The sequence below is a fragment of the Streptomyces violaceorubidus genome (genome assembly GCF_000717995.1).
GTDB lineage: Bacteria > Actinomycetota > Actinomycetes > Streptomycetales > Streptomycetaceae > Streptomyces > Streptomyces violaceorubidus.
This window is the reverse complement of sequence record NZ_JODM01000006.1, coordinates 224,989-244,544: the sequence shown is the minus strand read 5'-3', so window position 1 is coordinate 244,544 and position 19,556 is coordinate 224,989. Positions and strand designations below refer to the sequence as shown.

Genomic DNA, 19,556 nt, shown 5'->3' with positions numbered 1-19,556 from the left:
GGCCCCGGGCACGACCACCGCGTGGGGCGCACACGTCGCGCCCGGGGACCGGCACGTCCGAGGGGGCGTCCGCGGCACGCCATGCAGTACGCCTTCACCCTGCCCGCCGACTACCCGACGGACGTCATCAGGGAGCGCGTGGCCCGCACCGGGCACCTGCTGGACGACTGGCCCGGGCTCGGACTCAAGGCGTATCCGGTCCGCGAGCGCGGGCAGGGCGGCTCTCCGGTCAACCAGTACGCGCCGTTCTACCTGTGGCACACCGTGGAGGGCATGAACGCCTTCCTCTGGGAGGGCGCCTTCCAGCGGCCCACCGACGACTTCGGCCGGCTCGCGGTCCGGCAGTGGACCGGTCTGGCGTACGAGGAGGGCGGCGCCGCCGGCAGCCCCGCGCGGACGGCGGTCCTGCGGCGGCGGCCGGTGCCGGAAGGGTCACCGCTGTCGGAGGTGGCGGCCGACGCGGTGCGGAAGACCGGGCGGCTGGCGGCCCTCGGCGGGGCGCTGCTCGCGGCGGCGGTGGTGGACACCGGGCGCTGGGAGCTGGTGCACCTCTCGCTCCACTCGGGCGACGCGCCCGACGGGGTGGAGGGCGAGGCCTTCCGGGTACCGCACCTCTCCGGGCCCGGGCGGGGCCTGCCGCCGAGGGGGCGGCAGTGGTGAGCGGCGCCGTCCGCACGGTCCTCGGGGACGTGCCGGGCGCGGAGTTGGGCGTGTGCGACGCCCACGACCACCTGTTCTTCGCGAGCCCCCGACTGCCCGGCGAGGAGCTGAACGACGTGGCGGCGGCGCGTGCCGAGCTGACCGCGTTCCGGGAGCAGGGCGGCGGCGCGGTGGTGCAGTGGACGCCGTACGGGCTCGGCAGGCGGGCCGCGGATCTGCCGGTGCTGTCCCGGGCGACCGGCGTCCACGTGGTGGCCGCCACGGGACTGCACCAGGACGTCCACTACGACGACAGCACGCTCACCGCGCTGCGTGGCCGTGCCGCGGACGTCTTCGTCGCCGAACTGACGCGGGGCATCGGGACGTCGGGCGTACGCGCCGGACTGATCAAGGTGGCGGGCGGCTTCCACGCGCTCGACGCGCACGCCCGGTGGACCATGTCGGCGGCGGCCGAGGCCCACCACGCGACGGGAGCGCCGATCGCCGTGCACCTGGAGCTGGGCACCGGCGCCCTGGACGTACTGGACCTCCTGTGCGGCGAGTCGGGTGTCCCCCCGCATCGGGTGATCCTCGGTCACCTCAACCGCTCCCCCGACCCCGTGACGCACCGGCAGTCCGCCGGGTCGGGGTGCTGGCTGGCCTTCGACGGACCGTCGCGGGCGAACCACGGCACCGACTGGCGGATGCCGGACGCGGTGCGGGACCTCGCCGAGGCGGGGTTCGGCGACCGGATGCTGCTCGGCGGCGACACGACGACCGCGTCCGCCCGGTCGGTCAGCGGCGGTCCGGGCATGCCGTACCTGCTGCGCCGCGTGGCTCCCCGGCTGGCGCTCGCCGCGGGGGACGACCTGGTGCGGCGCATGCTCACCGAGAACCCCGCGCGGGCGTTCGCCGCCGACTGGCGCTGACGACTCGCCTTGCTGTGCACCGGGTCGGCGCAGTACGTAGGGTCGTGATCATGCTGAGACTCGGAATACCCGTCATAGGTGTCACGGACATACCCCGCGCGGTGGCGTTCTGGACGGCGGCGCTGCCCCTGGTCGCCGTGGAGGAGTGGAAGAGCGAGACCTGGCGCACTCTGGAGTACGCGGACGGCTCCGGGCGGGCCCTCGGTCTGCTGCGCAGCGACTCGCCGCCCGAGCCGCGGCCCCGGCTCCACCTCGACCTGTTCACCGACTCGGCCGAGGAGCAGCGGGCCGAGGTGCGGCGGCTGATCGGCCTCGGTGCGCGGGCCGTCGAGTGGGACCTGTACCCGCCCGTCCCCGACTTCGTCGTCCTGGCCGATCCGGACGGCAACGTCTTCTGCGTCGTCGACCTCAGCCACGCCCCGAGCGGCGGCGCCCGGCCCGCGCCCTGAGCCGCGCCGCCCTGAGCCGTGCCGACCCGACCGCGGCCCGGTGAGCCGGCCGCTTCGGCCGCCTACGCCGGCACGCCCAGCGGGTCGTCCAGGACCGGCTGCCAGGCCAACTCCGCCGCGCCGACCAGGCTGTTGTGGTCCAGGCCGCAGGGCAGGATCGGCACCCCGCCGCTCTGGCCCCACAGGCTGCGCCCGGCGACGACCGCGCGCAGCCGCTCCGGGTCGGCGTCGAGGAGAGCGCGGTGGAGTCCGCCGAGGATGATGCGGTCCGGGTTGAGGATGTTCACCAGACCCGCGAGTCCCCGGCCCAGACGGTCGATGAGGGTCTCGGTGGCCGTGCGGACGGCCGGGTCGGCGTACTGCTCGCGGATCAGGTCGTAGGACTGCTGGAGCAGGGACACCTCGGGGCCCGGCTCGCGACCGGCCGCCGTGAGGAAGGCCAGCGGGTCGGTCTCCACGTCCAGGCAGCCGCGGCTGCCGCAGTGGCAGGGGCGGCCCTCCGGGTTGACGGCGAGGTGGCCGACCTCCAGGGCGAGCCCGGAACTGCCGGTGTGCAGACGGCCGTCGAGGACCAGGGCGCCGCCGACGCCGCGGTGGCCGGTGGCCACGCACAGCAGGTCGCGGGCGCCGCGGCCGGCACCGTGGCGGTGCTCGGCGAGGGCGGCGAGGTTGACGTCGTTGGCGGCGAAGGCGGGTCCCTCGATCCCGGCGGCCCGCACCTGCTGCGCGAAGATCTCCCGCACCGGCGCGCCCGCGGGCCAGGCCAGGTGCAGCGGGTTCAGGGCCAGGCCCTCCGGTTCCGCGACGGCGGACGGCACGGCGAGCCCGGCGCCGACGCAGCGCCGCCCGGTCTGCCGCAGGAGTTCCGCGCCCGCCTCGACGACGGAGCCCAGCACCTTCGCCGGGTCGGCGTCGACGACCTCGCAGCCGGGCGCGGTGGCGACGATCCGGCCGCCGAGGCCGACCAGGGCCGCGCGGAAGCCGTCGGCGTGGATCTGGGCGGCGAGGGCGACGGGCCCGTCCTCGGCGACCGAGAGGCGGTGCGAGGGGCGGCCCTGGGAACCGGCCGCCGCGCCGGGTCTGGCGTCCACCCGGATCAGGCCGAGCGCTTCCAGCTCGGCGGCGACCGCCCCGGCCGTGGCCCGGGTCACGCCCAGCTCCGCGGTGAGGACGGCCCGGGTGGGGGCGCGTCCGGTGTGTACGAGCTCCAACGCGGGTCCGAGCGCGCCGCGCCCGCGGTCCAGCCGCGTCCTCGAGGTGGTCCCTTCCCCCGCTCGGGGGTCCGCCTTGCCGCTCATGAGGGGGAGTCTCCCATGATCCGTCCGCCCGGGGCGCTCAGAGCCCGCTGACCCGGAGTGTGATGTTCAGCCGCCCGGCGAGCCCCAACTCGGGCGGCGCGGTGCCCGGGTGCACCTTCGGCACGCCGTGGTACGCGAGCCGGGAGGGGCCGCCGAAGACGAACAGGTCGCCGCTGCGCAGCTCGGTGTCCACGTAGGGACGGGTGCGGGTCCCGGGGTTGCCGAAGCGGAAGACGCAGGTGTCGCCGAGGCTCAGGGAGACCACGGGGGCGTCGGAGCGCTCGTCCGCGTCGCGGTGCATGCCCATACGGGCCTCGCCGTCGTAGAAGTTGATCAGGGCGATGTCGTACGGCTCCGGTGCGAGTGCCGCGGCGCCGAGCGCGTCGGTCACCGCGCGCCGGGCGAGGTTGTCGAGCCAGGCCGGGAAGGGCTTGACCGGGGCGCCGTCGCCGTCGACGGCGGTGGGGGCGTAGCCGTACGGGTACCAGTGCCGGCCGAGGCAGACCTGCCGGGCGGTCATGGTGCCGCCGCCGGGGGTGCGCACGGTGCGGAGTCCGGCCGGGGGGCGGGCCCAGGCGCGGCAGGCGTCCAGCAGCTCGCGCTGCCGTGGCGGGGTCAGCCAGTCGGGCACGTGCACGGCGCCGGGCGCGGTCTCGGCACGGGTCCTGGGGAACAGCTCGGCGTCCATGTCCCCATCCTGCCTCCGCGCCCCGCCTGCCCGGGTGCCACCGGCGCTGAGCTGGGACTCGGCTAGCCTGGACACACGATGGACGACCGCAGCACGAACGACCGCAGCGCCCGCGGCACGCACGACCGCAGCGCCCGCAGCACGAACGACCGCAGCGCCCGCGGCACGCACGACCGCAGCGCCGGCGACGACCGCATGAGGACGCCCTGGGGCGGGCACGTCCTGTCCCGCTTCCCCGAGGACCCGCGCGACCGGCTCCGTGCCTGGGACGCCTCCGACGAGTACCTGCTGGCGCACCTCGCGGAGCGGGAGGTCCCCCTGGACGGCACGGTGGTGGTCGTCGGCGACCGCTGGGGAGCGTTGGTGACGGCGCTGGCGGCGCACGGGCCGGTGCAGATCACCGACTCCCACCTGACCCGGGAGGCGACGCGGATCAACCTGGAGCGCGGCGGTGCCGAACCGGGCTCGGTGCGCCTGCTCACCACGCAGGATCCGCCGCCGGACCGCGTCGACGTGCTGCTGGTGCGGGTGCCGAAGAGCCTCGCCCTGCTGGAGGACCAGTTGCTGCGGCTGGCGCCCGCGCTGCACGCGGGCACGGTCGTGGTCGGCACCGGGATGGTGAAGGAGATCCACACCTCGACGCTCCGGCTGTTCGAGCGGATCGTCGGCCCGACCCGGACCTCGCTGGCGGTGAGGAAGGCCCGGCTGATCTTCGCCGAGCCCGATCCCGCGCTGAAGCGGCCCGCCAACCCCTGGCCGCTCGGCTACCGGCTCCCCGACGACGTCGGACCGCTCTCCGGCCGGCCCGTCGTCAACCACGCCGGGGTGTTCTGCGCCGACCGGCTCGACATCGGCACCCGCTTCTTCCTCCGGCACCTTCCGGATCCCGGGGCTTTCCGGCGGGTGGTGGACCTGGGCTGCGGCAACGGTGTGGTCGGTACGGCGGTGGCGCTGGCCGATCCCGACGCGGAGCTGCTGTTCACCGACGAGTCGTTCCAGGCGGTCGCCTCGGCCCGCGAGACGTACCGGGTGAACGAGGTCGCGGGCCAGGCGGAGTTCCGGGTCGGCGACGGGCTGGCCGGGGTGCCCGACGGCAGTGTCGACCTGGTGCTCAACAACCCGCCGTTCCACTCCCACCAGGCCACGACCGACGCCACGGCGCGGCGGATGTTCACCGGGGCGCGGCGCGTGCTGCGCCCCGGCGGCGAACTGTGGGTGGTCGGCAACCGGCACCTGGGCTACCACGTCAGGCTGCGGCGCCTGTTCGGCAACAGCCGGCTGGTGGCGAGCGACCGGAAGTTCGTGGTGCTGAGGGCGGTCAAGGAGTAGCCGAGGCAGGGGCGACGGGCGCGGCGCGGGCCACCACCTGGAGGAGCGCCGCCACCGTCCGGGCCATGGCCTCCCTTCCCGCGGTGAGGTAGCCGCGCGAGTCGACCGCCTCGGGCCGGGCGGCGAGGTGCTCCCGGATCGCGCCGGTCATGGCGATGTTGAGCGCGGTGCCGACGTTGACCTTGGCGATGCCGCCCGCGACGGCCGCGGCCAGTTCGGCGTCCGGGACGCCGGAGGAGCCGTGCAGGACGAGGGGGACGTCCAGGGTGCCGGACAGTTCCTTGAGCAGGTCGTGGTCCAGGGCCGCGGTGCGGGTGGTCATGGCGTGGGAGCTGCCGACGGCGACGGCCAGGGCGTCCACGCCGGAGTCGGCGACGAAGGAGCGCGCCTCGGCGGGGTCGGTGCGGGCGCCGGGGGCGTGGGCGTCGAGCGGCGGGGCGCCGCCCTTGCCGCCGATCTCCCCCAACTCGGCCTCGATCCAGAGCCCTCGGGCGTGCGCCCAGTCGGCGGCGGCCCGGGTCGCCGCGAGGTTCTCGGCGTAGGGCAGCCGGGCGGCGTCGTACATCACGGAGCTGAACCCGGCGTCCGGGGCCTGGCGCAGCAGGCCGTCGCTCTGCACGTGGTCGAGGTGCAGGGCGACGGGCACCGCGGCGGCCTCGGCGGCGGCGACGGCCGCACGGGCGAGGGGCAGCAGGCGGCCGTAGCGGTACTTCACGGCGTTCTCGCTGACCTGGAGGAGGACGGGTCTGCGCACGGACTCGGCGCCCGCGACGACGGCCTCGACGTGCTCCAGGGTGATGACGTTGAAGGCGGCGACGGCGGAGCGCTCGGCGGCGGCACGGCCGATCAGGTCGCCGGTGGTGGCGAGGGGCACGGTCTGTTCCTTCCCGGGCAGTCGGGGCGTCAGGGGGCGAGGATGACCGAGCGGGTCAGGTGGCGCGGGCGGTCCGGATCGAGACCGCGGGCGGCGGCGACGGCGACGGCGAGCCGCTGGGCGCGCACCAGTTCGGCCAGCGGGTCCAGCTCACCGGGCACCCACAGTGCGCCGGTGTCGCGCACCTGGTCGGCCAGTCCGTCCGGCGCCTCGCCGAACATCCAGGTCGCCGTGCCCGCGGTGCTGATGCTGATGGGGCCGTGCCGGTACTCCATCGCCGGGTAGGCCTCCGTCCAGGACAGGGATGCCTCACGCATCTTGAGGCCGGCCTCGTTGGCCAGTCCGACGGTCCAGCCCCGGCCGAGGAAGGTGAACTGGGTGCGCTCGACGAGTCTTTCGGGGAGCTCGGCGGCGAGTGCGGCGCGGGCGTCGGCGACCACGGCGTCGGTGTGCAGGCCCAGGTGGGCGCGGAGGAGGGTGAGCGCGGTGGTCGCGAACCGCGTCTGGACGACGGACCGTTCGTCGGCGAAGTCGAGGACGACCACGTCGTCGGCGGCCGTCATGACCGGCGTCCCGGGGTCGGCGGTGAGGGCGACGGTGCGCGTACGGCCCTTCACCTCATGGAGCAGCTCCAGTACTTCGGTGGTGGTACCGGAGCGGGTGAGGGCCACGACCCGGTCGTACCTCCGCCCCTGCGGGAACTCGGAGGCGGCGAACGCGTCCGTCTCGCCGAGGCCCGCGTCCTCGCGCAGGGCCGCCGCCGACTGCGCCATGAAGTACGAGGTGCCGCATCCGACGATCGCCACCCGCTCCCCCGCCGCCGGCAGCGCCTCCGTGTGGCCTGCCGCTTCCTCGGCGGCGCGCGTCCAGCACTCGGGCTGGCTGTTGAGCTCGTCCTCGACGTACGTCATGTCGCACACTCCCGAACGCAGGCTGATTATTCCTGCAAGATATAGCGAGCTTTCGAGCACAATCAAGCAATCCGAGGGAAGTGTGCGGTGCGCTAGGGTCGGCGGGGATCGAGGAACGGAGGCGCGGATGTCGCGCGACGCCCGCTGGAAGGCGCTGCTGGAGCTGCTCGTTGAGCGCGGCCGGCTGGACGTCGAGGAGGCGGCGACCGAGCTGGAGGTCTCGGCCGCGACGATCCGCCGGGACTTCGACCGGCTCGCCGAGCAGCAGATGCTGGTGCGCACGCGCGGCGGCGCGGTGGTGCACGGGGTGTCGTACGAACTGCCGCTGCGCTACAAGACCGCCCGCCGTGCCTCGGAGAAGCAGCGCGTCGCGCAGGCGGTCGCCGCCCTGGTGGCACCCGGCGAGGCGGTGGGGCTGACCGGGGGCACGACCACCACCGAGGTGGCGCGCGCCCTGGCCGTGCGCGCCGACCTGGCCTCCGGCACACCGGCGCTGACCGTGGTCACCAATGCGCTCAACATCGCCAACGAGCTGGCCGTCCGACCGCAGTTCAAGATCGTGGTGACCGGCGGGGTGGCCCGGGCGCAGTCGTACGAGCTGATCGGGCCGCTCGCGGACGGGGTGCTGGGCCAGGTCACGCTCGACGTGGCGGTCCTGGGCGTCGTCGCCTTCGACGTCGTGCACGGCGCCGCGGCCCACGACGAGGCGGAGGCCGCGATCAACCGGCTGCTGTGCGAGCGCGCCGAGCGGGTGGTCGTCGCGGCCGACTCCAGCAAGCTGGGCCGGCGGGCGTTCGCCCGGATCTGCGCGACAGAGTCGGTGGACACACTGGTGACGGACGGCGCGGCCGCCCCGGAGCTGGTGCGCGGGTTCGAGGAGGCCGGCGTCCGGGTCGTCACGGCCTGAGCGTTTCCCCGGCCACCGCGCCGGTCGGCGCCCGCGGCCTCGCACGGCGGCCGCGTCGCCGTCGCACAGCGGTCGCGTCGCCGTCGCACGGCAATCGCGTCGCCGTCGCTGCGCTCCGGCCTGGCGTTCGGGGCGGACTCCGCCGCGTCCGACGACGATCCGACCCGCACCGCGCACACCGCAGTGCGGTCCTCGTCCTGACTCCGGGAAGCCCGAGCCTCCCGTCCCGCCGCAGGAGGGCGACGGACCGCGCGCCGCGCCGCCCCGCTCCGTCGGAACGGACTCCGCCGCGCGGACACCCGAGCGGACCTCACCCCGACGCCGACAGCCCGAACCGCCCGCCGCCCCGCAAGGAAGCGGCCGACGACTCGCCGTGTGCGGTACCGGTCGGGACGGAGCGTCCGCCCGGGGCGGAGCACGCCCCCTCCCGGCGTCCCCCGGACGGCCCCGCCCACGCGCCACCGGCCCCTGGGGCGACCAGGATGGCTGGGGTCCCGTCTTCCGCGGAGCAGGAGCCATGACGGAACCGACCCACGCCGACGGCGCCACCCGCACCCGCGACCCGCTCGGGCCGCCCCCCGGTCCGTGGTCCGCGCCCAGGCGCGCCCTCGCGTCCGTGCTCGGGGATCTGCGTGCCGTGGACGGCGCGCTGTACGCGGCGGTGGCCGCCACCTCCACCCCCGCGCTCGACCGGGCGCTGCGGCGCCTGTCCCACGCCGCGGACCACTCGAAGATCTCCCTCGGGATCGCCGCCGCGCTCGCGCTGGGCGGTGCGCGGGCGCGGCGGGCGGCCCTCGCAGGTGTGGGGGCTCTCGCCGTGGCGTCGGCCTCGACGAACCTGCTGGGCAAGCGCCTGGTGCACCGGGCGCGTCCGGACCGGGAGGCGGCGCGGGTGACGGTGAATCGGTACGTGCCCATGCCCGAGTCGGCGTCGTTCCCGTCGGGGCACACGGCCGCGGCGGTCGCGTTCGCCACGGCCGTCGGCGTCGTCCTGCCCGAGGCCGCCGTCCCACTCGGCGTGCTGGCCTGCGCCGTCGGCTACTCCCGGGTCCACACCGGAGTGCACTATCCCGGCGATGTCGCCGCGGGCGCCGTGCTGGGCGTCGCCAGTGCGGCGGCGGCGCTGGCAGGAGCGGCGTCGGCTCCGGTGCCCGGCCGTACGACGGGGTCCCGCCGTCCGTGAGGCGGGCCCCCTCGCCCGAGGGGTGGCCGGAGGCCGGAGGCCGTCAGCCGAACACCTTCGCCGCTTGGTAGTACGTCCAGGCCGTGCTGTCGCAGGCGGTCCTGGTGGCGCCGCTGTAACCGGCGCAGACGCGCTTGAGGTCCTCGTAGAAGGCGCTGTCGAGACGGGACTTGTTGGCGCTGAAGGTGCCCGCGTCCTTGTAGTTGCGGTAGCCGAAGTCGTGCCGCGCGCAGGAGGTGCTGAAGGGGAAGCCGAACGGGTTGTCCGGCGAGGTGGAGCAGTAGTCGGTGGTCCAGTCGAAACCGTAGGCGGACCAGGCGGACTGGTTCGCCCGTGCGGCGGTCCAGGCGTGGTAACTGGAGGCGCTGGTCTGCGTCCAGCTCGCGAGTACCTGCGCCTTGTCGGCGGGCGCGGCGTCGGCGGCCGCGGCGGTGGCGACGACGGTGGTCACGGCCAGGGCCGCGGCGGTGAGTCCGGTGGCGAGTCTGCGGTGCATTCCCACACCTCCATGAGGGCGCGGCCCGCCCCTCGGACCGCAGGTTCATGTCAAGATGATGCGCACCGGCACCCCCCGTTCACACCTCTTGCGACCCAACTCGCTGTGAACAGCTCGACTTTGGGACATTACGGACGCCCCGTGGGGGCCCAGTCGGGGTGCCCGCCGTGCATCGCGGAGTAGAAGGGGTCACCGGCGCCGATCTCCCCGGAGCGCACCGGCCGTCCGGTGAACGCCGCCTTGTACAGGGCCGCGGCGAACTCCAGCGTGGCGCGGGCCTCCCCACCACTGCCGGGCGGGCGGGTCCCGGCGTCCCAGGCGTCCAGTACGGCACCGAGCTGCGCCGTGTGGGAGCTGGGCACGTCGGCGGCCGGGGTGCGCCAGGCGGCGGCGCGTCCGGGCGCGACGTGGCGGGCCGGGGTGTAGGTCCAGTCGTCGTTGCCGTGCCCGTACAGGTGCGTCAACTCGACCGTCGCGTCGGCGCAGTCGACGCGCAGGCGGCTCATCTCGGCCGGGGAGAGCACGCTGTTGACGACGGTGGCGAGGGCACCGTTCTCGAAGCGCACCAGGGCGGTGGAGACGTCCTCGCTCTCGGTGTCGTGCACCAGGCGCGAGGCCATGGCCCGTATCTCCGTCCAGGGGCCGAGCAGATGCAGCAGCAGGTCGTACTGGTGGATGCCGTGGCCCATGGTCGGGCCGCCGCCCTCGGTGGACCAGCGTCCGCGCCAGGGCACCGCGTAGTAGGCGGCGTCGCGGTGCCAGGTGGTCTGGCAGTGGGCGACGAGCGGGGCGCCCAGCTCGCCGCTCGCGATCAGTTCGCGGGCGTGCGCGGCGCCGGAGCCGTACCGGTGCTGGAAGATCACGGACGCGTACGCCCCCGACACGTCCTCGGCCGCCGCGATGTCGTCGTACTCGGCGAGGGAGAGGCACAGCGGCTTCTCGCACAGCACCCAGGCACCCGCCTTGAGCGCGGCCACCGTCTGCTCCCGGTGCAGCGACGGCGGCGTGCCGACCAGGACCAGGTCGGGGCGTACGGCGTCCAGCATGGCGCCCGCCGACGTGTACCCGGCGACGTCGCCGGGGACCCGCGCGCGGAAGGCGTCGAGCCGCGCGGGGTCCACGTCGACGGCGGCGACCAGTTCGGTGCGGTCGGCGTGGGCGGCGAGGGCGGGCAGGTGACTGCCGGTGACGATGGCACCGGTACCGACCACGGCGACCCGGCGGCGGGCGGGGCGTGGGGACATGCGGATCTCCTCGGACAGTGACGCCGCGGCACGCGCGCGCCGGTCAGAAAGCGCTTTCAGGCAGCCCTGACCCTAAGCGGGCGGCGATGGCCCGGACAACCCCCACCGTTTGCGGGCCGGGCGTACGGCTGGTCGACTGTCGCGGGGGGACCGGGGCCGGCCGTGTCGCGCCGGCCCGCCCTTCAGTCCTCTCCGGAAGGAGTCCAGGCGTGAGTTCCCCGAAGCCGAAGCCCTCGTCGACCGCGGAGCACCGGTCGGACGGCAGCCAGCCCTGGCTGCACCAGAAGGGCCGGACCATTCAGGAGTTCGGCACCGTCAAGCAGTTCCCCGTGGCCCTGACCATGGAGACCCGGCTCTACTCCTGCCAGCGGCTCAACAAGGTGCTGGCGGACACCCGGATCCTGCACGATCTGTACAAGAAGTACCACTGGCTGATGCGCGGGGCGACGTTCTACCAACTGCACCTGCTGCTGGACAAGCACGCGGGCGAGCAGCTGGAGCTGATCGACACCGTCGCCGAACGCGTCCAGACCCTCGGCGGAGTCGCGGTCGGCGACCCCCGGCACGTCGCCGAGATCACCACCGTGCCGCGTCCGCCGGACGGCGTGGAGGAGGTGCCGTCGATGCTGTCGCGGCTGCTGGAGGCGCACGAGCTGATCCTGACGGAGTGCCACGACGCGGCGGCCCGCACTCAGGAGTACGGGGACGACGGCACCAACGACCTGCTGGTCTCCGAGGTCGTGCGCACCAACGAACTCCAGGCGTGGTTCGTGGCGGAGCACCTCGTGGACACACCGCTGGTCCACGCCTGACCCCGCCGGACATGGCGCACACCTCGCAGGACACCGAGGGCGGCCCGCCGGCGGGCGGGCGGTGGTCCGCGTTCCGGCAGTCGCCGTTCTGGCCGGCCACCGTGCTGGTGCTGATCCTCGCCGCCGCGGCAGGCCTTTTCGCGGGCTCGTACACCTACTCGATGGCGAACCCGACACCGCGCCTGATCCCCACGGCGGTGGTCGGCTCCTACGAGAAGGCGGGCGGCCAGGCTTTCCTGCGCGGACTGGAGGAGGCGCTGGACACCTCGGTGCGGGTGCATCCCTACGGGACCCGCGCCGCGGCCCGCGAGGCGATCGAGCAGCAGGAGGTCTTCGCGGTCTTCGAGCTGCGCGACGAGGGGCGGTACGCGGCCCTCGACGTCTCCGGCGCGTCCGGCGCGTCGGTCGCCGAACTGCTCGCCGAGACGGCACCGGCCGTGGGGAAGAAGCTCGGCGTGGACGTCACCGTCCGGGACGTCAATCCCCTCCAGCGGGGCGACCCGCGCGGACTGGCGATCTTCTACATCTCCCTGGCCGCGGTGATCATCGGCTTCGTCGGGGCGATCCAGCTGAGCGTGCACGCGCGGGCGCTCACCCCGCTGGAGCGCATCCTGTTCACGGTGGCCTACGCGCTGCTCGGCGGGTTCGTCATCGCCGCCGCGGTGGACTGGCTGCTGGGCGCGTTGGACCTGCCGTTCGCCGAGTCGTGGCTGATCCTGGCGCTCACGATGTTCGTGTCCGGCATGGTCTTCACCATGTTCAACACCCTGTTCGGCCGGTGGGCGATGCTGCCGACGTGGGGTCTGATGGTGATCATCGGCAATCCCTCCTCGGGCGGCGCGGTGTCCTGGCCGCTGCTGCCCTCGCCGCTCGGGGTGATCGGCCGGTGGCTGCCGCCCGGCGCCTCGGTCAACGCCCAGCACACCGCGGTGTACTTCCAGGGCCACCAGCACGCGTTCCCGTTCCTGGTGCTGGGCGGGTGGGCGCTGCTGTCCTGCACGGTCTTCTGGGTCTGGCGGCACCGGCATCCCGGCGGCCGGGAGAAGGAGCCGCCGGAGGCCGAGCCGGAGCCCGCCCCGTCCTGACGGTCGGCCGGTGCTCAGGGCCGGGCCGGACCGGACCGAGGCAGGCCGGACCGAGGCAGGCCGAACGGGCACGGCAGGCCATCCGGTGGGCGCGGTTGCCGGAACCCTCCGGACGGACGCCGAGCCGATCGCCTGCCTGGCGCGGCCGGGCGGCGACGACGGTGTCGCGGCGCGGACCGGCGAGGTCCGCACCGGGGTGGGTGCCCGTCGAGTCCGCGTACGACGAGGCCCTCGCCGCCGTCGGCATTCTCATGTGGGGCAGGACGGTGCTCATACTCGTGCGCACGCCGGGCGTGAGGAGCCCGCGGGAGGTGAGCAACGGCGGGCCCGGAGCCGTCGGCCGCGGAACGTCCACGAGCTCCTTCGAGCCGCCCTCCCGGAACGCCCGACCGCGGAGAGCCCCCTCCTCCCTGTCGTCGAGCCCATGGCGGCTGCGATCATGTGGCTGGAGTCGCAGGTGCGACTCGGAGTACGGCTCGGGGTGCGACTCGGAGTACGGCCCGGCCGTACCGCCTGCCCGCCACCCCGGCCGAAGGACCGCATCGCCTGACGTCCACCCCCGTCCGCCCGGCCCCACGACCCTGGAGTTGCCCCATGGCCCTCGACGTCGCCGCGATCCGCGCGCACGTGCCCGCCCTGAAGTCCGGTACCGCGCGGTTCGACGCGCCGGGCGGTACGCAGACCCCGCAGCCGGTGATCGACGCGATCGCGGCGGCGCTGACCGCCCCGCTCGCCAACCGGGGGCGCAACACTGAGGGCGAGCGCAACGCGGACCGGATCGTCGGCGAGGCCCGCTCCGCCCTCGCCGACCTCCTGGGCACCACGCCGGGGACGGTCGTCTTCGGGCGCAGCGCCACCCAGCTCGCCTACGACCTGTCCCGGACCCTCGCCAGGGGCTGGGGGCCGGGCGACGAGGTGGTGGTCACCCGGCTCGACCACGACTCGAACATCCGGCCGTGGGTGCAGGCGGCGGAGTCGGCCGGGGCGCGCGTGCGGTGGGCGGACTTCGACCCGGCCACGGGCGAGCTGCTTCCCGAGCACGTCGCGGCGGTACTGGGCCCGCGCACCAGGCTGGTCGCCGTCACCGGCGCGTCGAACCTGATCGGGACCATGCCGGACCTGCCGGCGCTGGCGTCCCTCGCCCACGCGCACGGGGCGCACTTCCACGTCGACGCGGTGCACTACGCCTCGCACGCCGTGGTGGACCTGGCGGCGACGGGCGCGGACACACTGGTGTGCTCGCCGTACAAGTTCCTCGGCCCGCACCTGGGAGTGCTGACCGGCCGGGCCGGGGTGCTGGAGTCGCTGCGCCCGGACAAGCTGCTGCCGTCCGCCGACACCGTGCCCGAGCGGTTCGAACTGGGCACTCTGTCCTACGAGTTGCTGGCCGGGGCGAGCGCGGCGGTGGACTTCCTGGCGGGGCTCGAACCGGAGGCCGGGGGCTCCCGGCGGGACCGGCTGGTCGCCTCCTTCGCGGCGCTGGAGGCGCATGAGGACGCGCTGCGCGAGCGGATCGAACGAGGGCTCGCGGACCTCGGCGGGATCACCGTGTACTCGCGGGCCGCGCGGCGCACTCCGACGCTGCTGTTCACCGTGGCGGGCCTGCGTCCGGCCGAGGTCTACCGGCAGCTCGCCGAGCGGGCGGTCGACGCGCCGGCCGGTTCCTTCTACGCCGTTGAGGCCGCGCGCCGGCTGGGCCTCGGCGACGAGGGCGGCGTGAGGGTCGGCCTCGCGCCGTACAGCAGCACGGAGGACGTGGACCGGCTGCTGACGGCGCTCGGCGCCCTGGAGCGCTGAGGCACACTCCGCGGAGCGCCGCGGCACACCCCGCGGAACGAAGCGGCACGCCCCCCGCGTGCCGCTTCGCCGTGTGCCGCCCGCCGCGCCGGGCTCAGGCGAGGGGCACGGTCACCTCGCCGGTGCCCTCCCCGCTCGCGCCGCCCGCGACCCGGACGGTGAAGGGGCGGTCGGTGCCGGTCGCGGTGACCCGCAGGACGTCCCCGTCGCGCCGCACGCGGAAGGTGGCGGCCGGTGCGCCCAGCAGGTCGGGCACGGTGACCTCGGCCGCGTAGTCGGCCCCGGCGGTCGGCTGGACCAGCAGGGTCGGGGCGTCCAGCCAGTCGCCGTCGGGGCGCTGGTCGTCGGAGCCCAGCGGCAGGACGGCGCCCTCGCGGACGTACAGCGGCAGGCTGTCGAAGCCGTGCCGTTCGGTGCGCCAGGCCGGGCCGGTGACGCGCTCGCCGGTCAGGAGGTGGGTCCAGGTGCCCTCCGGGAGGTAGACCTCGACCTCGCCGTCCTCGGTGAAGACCGGCGCGACCAGGAGGTCGGAGCCCAGCATGTACTGGCGGTCCAGTGGACGGCAGGCGGGGTCCTGCGGGTACTCCAGGACCATCGGCCGCATCATCGGCACGCCGGTGCGGTGGGCCTCGGCCGCGACGCCGTACAGGTAGGGCATGAGGCGGTGCTTGAGGAGGGTGAAGCGGCGGGCGACGTCGACGGCCTCCTCGCCGAACTCCCACGGCACCCGGTACGACGAGGAGCCGTGCAGCCTGCTGTGCGAGGAGAGCAGGCCGAAGGCCAGCCAGCGCTTGAAGACCGCCGGGTCGGGTGTGCCCTCGAAGCCGCCGATGTCGTGGCTCCAGAAGCCGAAGCCGCTCAGCGAGAGGGACAGGCCGCCCCGGAGCGACTCGGCCATCGCCTCGAAGGAGGACCAGCAGTCGCCGCCCCAGTGGACGGGGTACTGCTGGCCGCCCGCGGTCGCCGAGCGGGCGAAGAGCACGGCCTCGCCCTGACCGCGCTCCTTCTCCAGGAGTTCGAAGACGGTGCGGTTGAACAGGTGCGTGTAGTAGTTGTGCATGCGCTCCGGGTCGGAGCCGTCGTGCCAGACCACGTCGGTGGGGATGCGCTCGCCGAAGTCGGTCTTGAAGCAGTCCACGCCCTGGTCGAGCAGCGGCTTGAGCTTCCCGGCGTACCAGTCGCGGGCGGCGGGGCTGGTGAAGTCGACCAGGCCCATGCCGGCCTGCCACAGGTCCCACTGCCAGATGTCGCCGTTCGGCCTGCGCACCAGGTGACCGAGGGCGGCGGCCTCGTCGAAGAGCGGGGACTTCTGGGCGATGTAGGGGTTGATCCAGGCGCTGACCCTCAGTCCCCTGGCCTTGAGCCGGGCGAGCATGCCGTCCGGGTCCGGGAAGACGTCCGGGTCCCACTGGAAGTCGCACCACTGGTACTCGCGCATCCAGAAGCAGTCGAAGTGGAAGACGGAGAGCGGGATGCCGCGCTCGGCCATGCCGTCCACGAACTTCGTCACCGTCTGCTCGTCGTAGGAGGTGGTGAAGGACGTGGTGAGCCACAGGCCGAAGGACCAGGCGGGCGGCAGGGCGGGGCGGCCGGTGAGCGCGGTGTAGCGGGTGAGGACGTCCTTGGGGGTGGGCCCGGCGACGACGTAGTACTCCAGCGTCTGGTCCTCGACGCTGAACTGGACCTGGCCGACGGACTCGGAGCCGACCTCGAAGGAGACCGCCCCGGGGTGGTTGACGAAGACGCCGTAGCCGCGCGAGGAGAGGTAGAACGGAATGTTCTTGTAGGCCTGCTCGCTGCTGGTGCCGCCGTCGGCCTGCCACATGTCGACGACCTGGCCGTTCTTGACGAACGGGGTGAAGCGCTCGCCCAGGCCGTATATCTGCTCGCCGACGCCGAGGGCGAGGCGGCCGAGCATGTGGTGGGCGCCGTCGCCGGTGGTGGCGAAGGCGGTGCCCTTGGCGTCGGCGCGGGTCAGCTCGCGCCCGTCCGCGTCGCGGAAGGTGAGGCCCCAGGGGCCCTCGCGGTCCAGGCGGAGGGTGAGCGGGCCGCTGGTCAGCTCGGTGACGGTGCCGTCCTGGCGTACCTCGCCGGCGCCGTCGGCGGCCTCGGCCAGGGCGAAGTCGGGGCCCGGCCGGTGCTTGCCGGCGTGGTGGGTGACGCGGACGCCGATGACGCCCTCGGCGGGAGAGAAGCACTCGACCGTGAGGAGCGGCGCGTTGAGCGTGTCTCCCCTCCGCGCCACCTTCTTCACGGCGGCATGGGCGGTGAAGCGCTTCGATTCGGGGCGTACATCGCGTACCTCAGTGGCGTACGAGAGGTGCACGCCCTCGCGGATGAGCCAGAAGCCGTCGGTGAACTTCATGATCTTCCTCGGGTGGGGCGGGAGCTGTCGGGTGGGAGCACGGGGGCCGTCTCACAGCGTTTTGATCGTACACAAAACAAATCCCGGCGCCGAGGTGTTCTCGGCGACTCCAACGCTCTGAACTGGCACTATCACCCAAGGGAACGTGTCACTCACCGCACGGAGCCAAGAGAGAGGGGCCACCTTCCTCTAGCGCGGAAGCGGGTCCGTGACGTATTAGTCATCACATCAAACAAAACAGTCCGGCAAGGAAGCCGGACGGTACGACAGCAAGGGCCGCACCATGTCGAAGCGCTTCACCTCGCTCGCCTTGACAGCACACCCTCCGGCTGCCGCGCGCCGCGGGCGAGGACGCTCACACCGAGTCGTCGCCCCGTTCACCGCCGTGTCCGTGCTGGTCGCCGGGGCGGCGCTGGCCGGTTGCGGACAGCAGCGCGACGCCGACACGTACACCGTGATGAACTCCTCGACCGACGAGTCGTACCACCGCTGGGACGCGGAGGCGATGGCCCGCTGCGGCAAGGAGCTGGGCGTCACCATCGAGCAGCAGAGCGTCCCCGCCGCGCAGGTGATGACGAAGGCGCTGCGCATGGCCTCGTCCAAGTCGCTGCCCGACATCGTGCAGTTCGACGCGTCCGAGATGCCGACGTTCGCCGACGCGGGCGGCCTGGTCGATCTCAGGACCCTCGGGCTGAGCACCGACGACATCCCCGACGGCATCGTCGACTTCGGGTCGTACAAGGGCACGTACTACGGCGCCGCCCGCTCCGTGAACACCCTCGCGCTCTTCTACAACAAGGACGTCCTCGACAAGGCGGGCGTGAAGGTGCCCACCACCTGGGCCGAGCTGCGGGAGACCGCGAAGAAGCTCACGCGGGGCAAGCAGTACGGCCTGGCGCTCAGCGCGGGCGGCGCGGAGGACGGCGTCTTCCAGTTCACGCCGTTCATGTGGTCCAACGGCGGCGACGAGACCGACCTGGACACCCCGAAGGTCGTCGAGGCCCTGGACTACTGGAAGAGCCTGCTGAAGGACCGCTCGCTCTCCAAGTCGACGGTCAACTGGACGCAGGCGGACGTAAACGACCAGTTCATGGCGGGCAACGCGGCGATGATGATCAACGGTCCGTGGCAGGTGGAGACCCTCAACAGCGACAAGTCGCTGCACTGGGGCATCGCGCCGATCCCCGTGCCCGAGGCCGGCGAGGACTCGGTGGGCCCGCTCGGCGGTGCCGTGCTGACCGTGCCCAACACCGGGGACGAGGCCCGGGAGAAGACGGCCGGGAAGATCGTCGCGTGTCTGGCGAGCGAGAAGGAGCAGCTGACCTACGCGCTCAACAGCTGGATGGTCCCGGCCAACGCCAAGGCCGCCGCGGTCTGGCGCGAGAAGGTGCCCGAGCTGGACTCCCTCGCCGACCAGGTGGCCGTCGCCCGGTCCCGGACGGCGAAGCTCGGCGCCGGCTGGTCGAGCGTGTCGCTCGCGCTGCAGAGCGCCTTCCAGTCGGCCCTGACCGGCCAGTCCAGTGAGACCGCCCTGAAGCGCGCCCAGCAGCGGGCCACGAGCGGGAACTGAGGTACGCCCCCATGACCACGCCCATGCCCACGTCCACCGTCTCCGCGCAGACGCCCGCGAAGGCGTCCACGTCGCCCGCCGCGCCGGACCCCGGCCGGATCGCGCGCCGCCGCCGGCTCACCCAGTGGGGGTTCGTCGCCCCCGCCGTCGTCTTCATGCTGCTGTTCTTCGGCTACCCGCTCGTGCGCAACGTCGTGATGAGCTTCCAGGACTACACGCCGAAGACCTTCTTCACCGGCGAGGCGCCCTTCAACGGCGCCGACAACTGGTCCAACGTGTTCCAGGACGCCCTGTTCGGCAAGGCGCTGTGGCACACGCTCGTCTTCACGGCGGGATCCCTGCTCGGCCAGTTCTGCATCGGCCTGGCGCTCGCGGTGTTCTTCAGCCGCCGCTTCCCGCTGAACGGGGTGCTGCGCTCGCTGATCCTGCTGCCCTGGCTGGTGCCCATGGTGGTGTCCGGCATCGTCTGGCGCCGCATCCTCGACCAGGACACCGGCGTGCTCAACTCCTTCCTGGACACGCTCGGGATCGGCGGCCACACGCCCTGGCTGACCAGCCCCGAGATGGCCCTGCTGTCGGTCATCCTGGTCAACATCTGGATCGGTATCCCGTTCAACATGGTCATCCTGTACGGCGGTCTCCAGGAGATCCCGAAGGAACTGCACGAGGCGGCCGCCCTCGACGGAGCCTCGGCCTGGCGGACCTTCCGTTCGGTGACCCTGCCGATGCTCAAGCCCGTCGTCACGGTCGTCCTCGTACTGGGCTTCATGTCGACGGTGAAGATCCTCGACCTGATCCTCGCCCTCACCGACGGCGGACCGGCCGACGCGACCCAGACGCTCGGCACCCTGACCTACCAGAACTCCTTCGTCCAGCTGGACTTCGGCGCGGGCGCCGTGGTCGGCAACGTACTCATCCTGATCTCCGCCGTGTTCGCGGTGTTCTACCTGCGGGCCAACCGCACCGAGGGGAAGTGACGT

18 protein-coding genes are annotated in these 19,556 nt (G+C 73.6%); 11 read left to right on the top strand and 7 right to left on the bottom strand.

Annotated features, from left to right (window positions below; all coding sequences use genetic code 11):
* The first annotated feature begins 81 nt into the window (after positions 1 to 81).
* The 3 genes from IE94_RS0111875 to IE94_RS0111865 are packed head-to-tail and all read left to right on the top strand — an operon-like array spanning position 82 to position 2,017.
* A complete protein-coding gene (locus IE94_RS0111875) occupies positions 82 to 660 on the top strand; it encodes a DUF4865 family protein (RefSeq protein ID WP_030182196.1) in 579 nt (192 codons plus the stop codon).
* The gene (locus IE94_RS0111870; protein WP_030182193.1) at positions 657 to 1,568 is read left to right on the top strand and encodes a phosphotriesterase family protein; all 912 of its coding nucleotides are present in this window, start codon (positions 657 to 659) and stop codon (positions 1,566 to 1,568) included. Before IE94_RS0111875 ends, IE94_RS0111870 begins: the two co-directional genes overlap by 4 nt.
* Before the next feature lie 50 nt (positions 1,569 to 1,618).
* Positions 1,619 to 2,017, top strand: coding sequence for a VOC family protein (locus IE94_RS0111865; protein ID WP_030182189.1), 399 nt, complete (start codon positions 1,619 to 1,621; stop codon positions 2,015 to 2,017).
* Positions 2,018 to 2,079: 62 nt separating this feature from the next.
* Here IE94_RS0111865 and IE94_RS0111860 read toward each other — a convergent pair whose 3' ends face one another.
* Positions 2,080 to 3,315, bottom strand: a complete 1,236-nt coding sequence (locus tag IE94_RS0111860) for an ROK family protein (protein WP_030182188.1) — start codon at positions 3,313 to 3,315, stop codon at positions 2,080 to 2,082.
* 37 nt (positions 3,316 to 3,352) lie between these two features.
* Entirely contained in the window at positions 3,353 to 4,003 is a 651-nt protein-coding gene (locus IE94_RS0111855) for an alpha-ketoglutarate-dependent dioxygenase AlkB family protein (protein ID WP_030182186.1), read from the bottom strand.
* Positions 4,004 to 4,198: 195 nt separating this feature from the next.
* Here IE94_RS0111855 and IE94_RS0111850 point away from each other — a divergent pair, with 195 nt between their 5' ends.
* Positions 4,199 to 5,332 carry a methyltransferase gene (locus IE94_RS0111850; RefSeq protein ID WP_030182183.1) on the top strand — a complete coding sequence of 378 codons (1,134 nt, stop codon included), beginning with the start codon at positions 4,199 to 4,201 and terminating at the stop codon, positions 5,330 to 5,332.
* Here IE94_RS0111850 and IE94_RS0111845 read toward each other — a convergent pair.
* Both IE94_RS0111845 and IE94_RS0111840 read right to left on the bottom strand, forming a co-directional pair.
* Positions 5,322 to 6,206 carry a class II fructose-bisphosphate aldolase gene (locus IE94_RS0111845; protein WP_030182180.1) on the bottom strand — a complete coding sequence of 295 codons (885 nt, stop codon included), beginning with the start codon at positions 6,204 to 6,206 and terminating at the stop codon, positions 5,322 to 5,324. The two genes, IE94_RS0111850 and IE94_RS0111845, sit on opposite strands and share 11 nt — an antisense overlap.
* 29 nt (positions 6,207 to 6,235) lie before the next feature.
* Positions 6,236 to 7,117, bottom strand: a complete 882-nt coding sequence (locus IE94_RS0111840; protein ID WP_030182178.1) for an SIS domain-containing protein — start codon at positions 7,115 to 7,117, stop codon at positions 6,236 to 6,238.
* Positions 7,118 to 7,244: 127 nt separating this feature from the next.
* Between IE94_RS0111840 and IE94_RS0111835 the strand changes: the two genes are divergently transcribed.
* Together IE94_RS0111835 and IE94_RS0111830 are read left to right on the top strand one after the other, a co-directional pair.
* On the top strand, positions 7,245 to 8,024 hold the full coding sequence (locus tag IE94_RS0111835; protein ID WP_030182171.1) for a DeoR/GlpR family DNA-binding transcription regulator: 780 nt from the start codon (positions 7,245 to 7,247) through the stop codon (positions 8,022 to 8,024).
* A gap of 517 nt (positions 8,025 to 8,541) precedes the next feature.
* The gene (locus IE94_RS0111830; RefSeq protein WP_078606455.1) at positions 8,542 to 9,207 is read left to right on the top strand and encodes a phosphatase PAP2 family protein; all 666 of its coding nucleotides are present in this window, start codon (positions 8,542 to 8,544) and stop codon (positions 9,205 to 9,207) included.
* Between the two features lie 43 nt (positions 9,208 to 9,250).
* On the opposite strand, the gene IE94_RS0111825 is transcribed toward IE94_RS0111830, so the two are convergent.
* Positions 9,251 to 9,703 carry a phospholipase gene (locus tag IE94_RS0111825; RefSeq protein WP_030182169.1) on the bottom strand — a complete coding sequence of 151 codons (453 nt, stop codon included), beginning with the start codon at positions 9,701 to 9,703 and terminating at the stop codon, positions 9,251 to 9,253.
* A 128-nt stretch (positions 9,704 to 9,831) separates the two neighbouring features.
* Positions 9,832 to 10,947, bottom strand: a complete 1,116-nt coding sequence (locus IE94_RS0111820; protein ID WP_030182167.1) for a Gfo/Idh/MocA family protein — start codon at positions 10,945 to 10,947, stop codon at positions 9,832 to 9,834.
* Positions 10,948 to 11,156: 209 nt separating this feature from the next.
* Between IE94_RS0111820 and IE94_RS0111815 the strand changes: the two genes are divergently transcribed.
* The 3 genes from IE94_RS0111815 to IE94_RS0111805 all read left to right on the top strand — a co-directional run bounded on the left by IE94_RS0111815 (position 11,157) and on the right by IE94_RS0111805 (position 14,641).
* The gene (locus tag IE94_RS0111815; protein WP_030182166.1) at positions 11,157 to 11,759 is read left to right on the top strand and encodes a Dps family protein; all 603 of its coding nucleotides are present in this window, start codon (positions 11,157 to 11,159) and stop codon (positions 11,757 to 11,759) included.
* An 11-nt stretch (positions 11,760 to 11,770) separates the two neighbouring features.
* Entirely contained in the window at positions 11,771 to 12,844 is a 1,074-nt protein-coding gene (locus IE94_RS0111810; protein ID WP_030182164.1) for an ABC-2 transporter permease, read from the top strand.
* Between the two features lie 594 nt (positions 12,845 to 13,438).
* Positions 13,439 to 14,641 carry a cysteine desulfurase-like protein gene (locus tag IE94_RS0111805; protein ID WP_030182162.1) on the top strand — a complete coding sequence of 401 codons (1,203 nt, stop codon included), beginning with the start codon at positions 13,439 to 13,441 and terminating at the stop codon, positions 14,639 to 14,641.
* Positions 14,642 to 14,735: 94 nt separating this feature from the next.
* On the opposite strand, the gene yicI is transcribed toward IE94_RS0111805, so the two are convergent.
* Complete coding sequence (gene yicI, locus IE94_RS0111800; protein ID WP_030182161.1) at positions 14,736 to 17,006, bottom strand: alpha-xylosidase; 2,271 nt, start codon at positions 17,004 to 17,006, stop codon at positions 14,736 to 14,738.
* 283 nt (positions 17,007 to 17,289) lie between these two features.
* Here yicI and IE94_RS0111795 point away from each other — a divergent pair, with 283 nt between their 5' ends.
* On the top strand, positions 17,290 to 18,576 hold the full coding sequence (locus IE94_RS0111795) for an ABC transporter substrate-binding protein (RefSeq protein ID WP_030182159.1): 1,287 nt from the start codon (positions 17,290 to 17,292) through the stop codon (positions 18,574 to 18,576).
* Between the two features lie 23 nt (positions 18,577 to 18,599).
* Entirely contained in the window at positions 18,600 to 19,553 is a 954-nt protein-coding gene (locus tag IE94_RS0111790; RefSeq protein ID WP_030182157.1) for a carbohydrate ABC transporter permease, read from the top strand.
* The last annotated feature ends 3 nt before the right edge of the window (positions 19,554 to 19,556 follow it).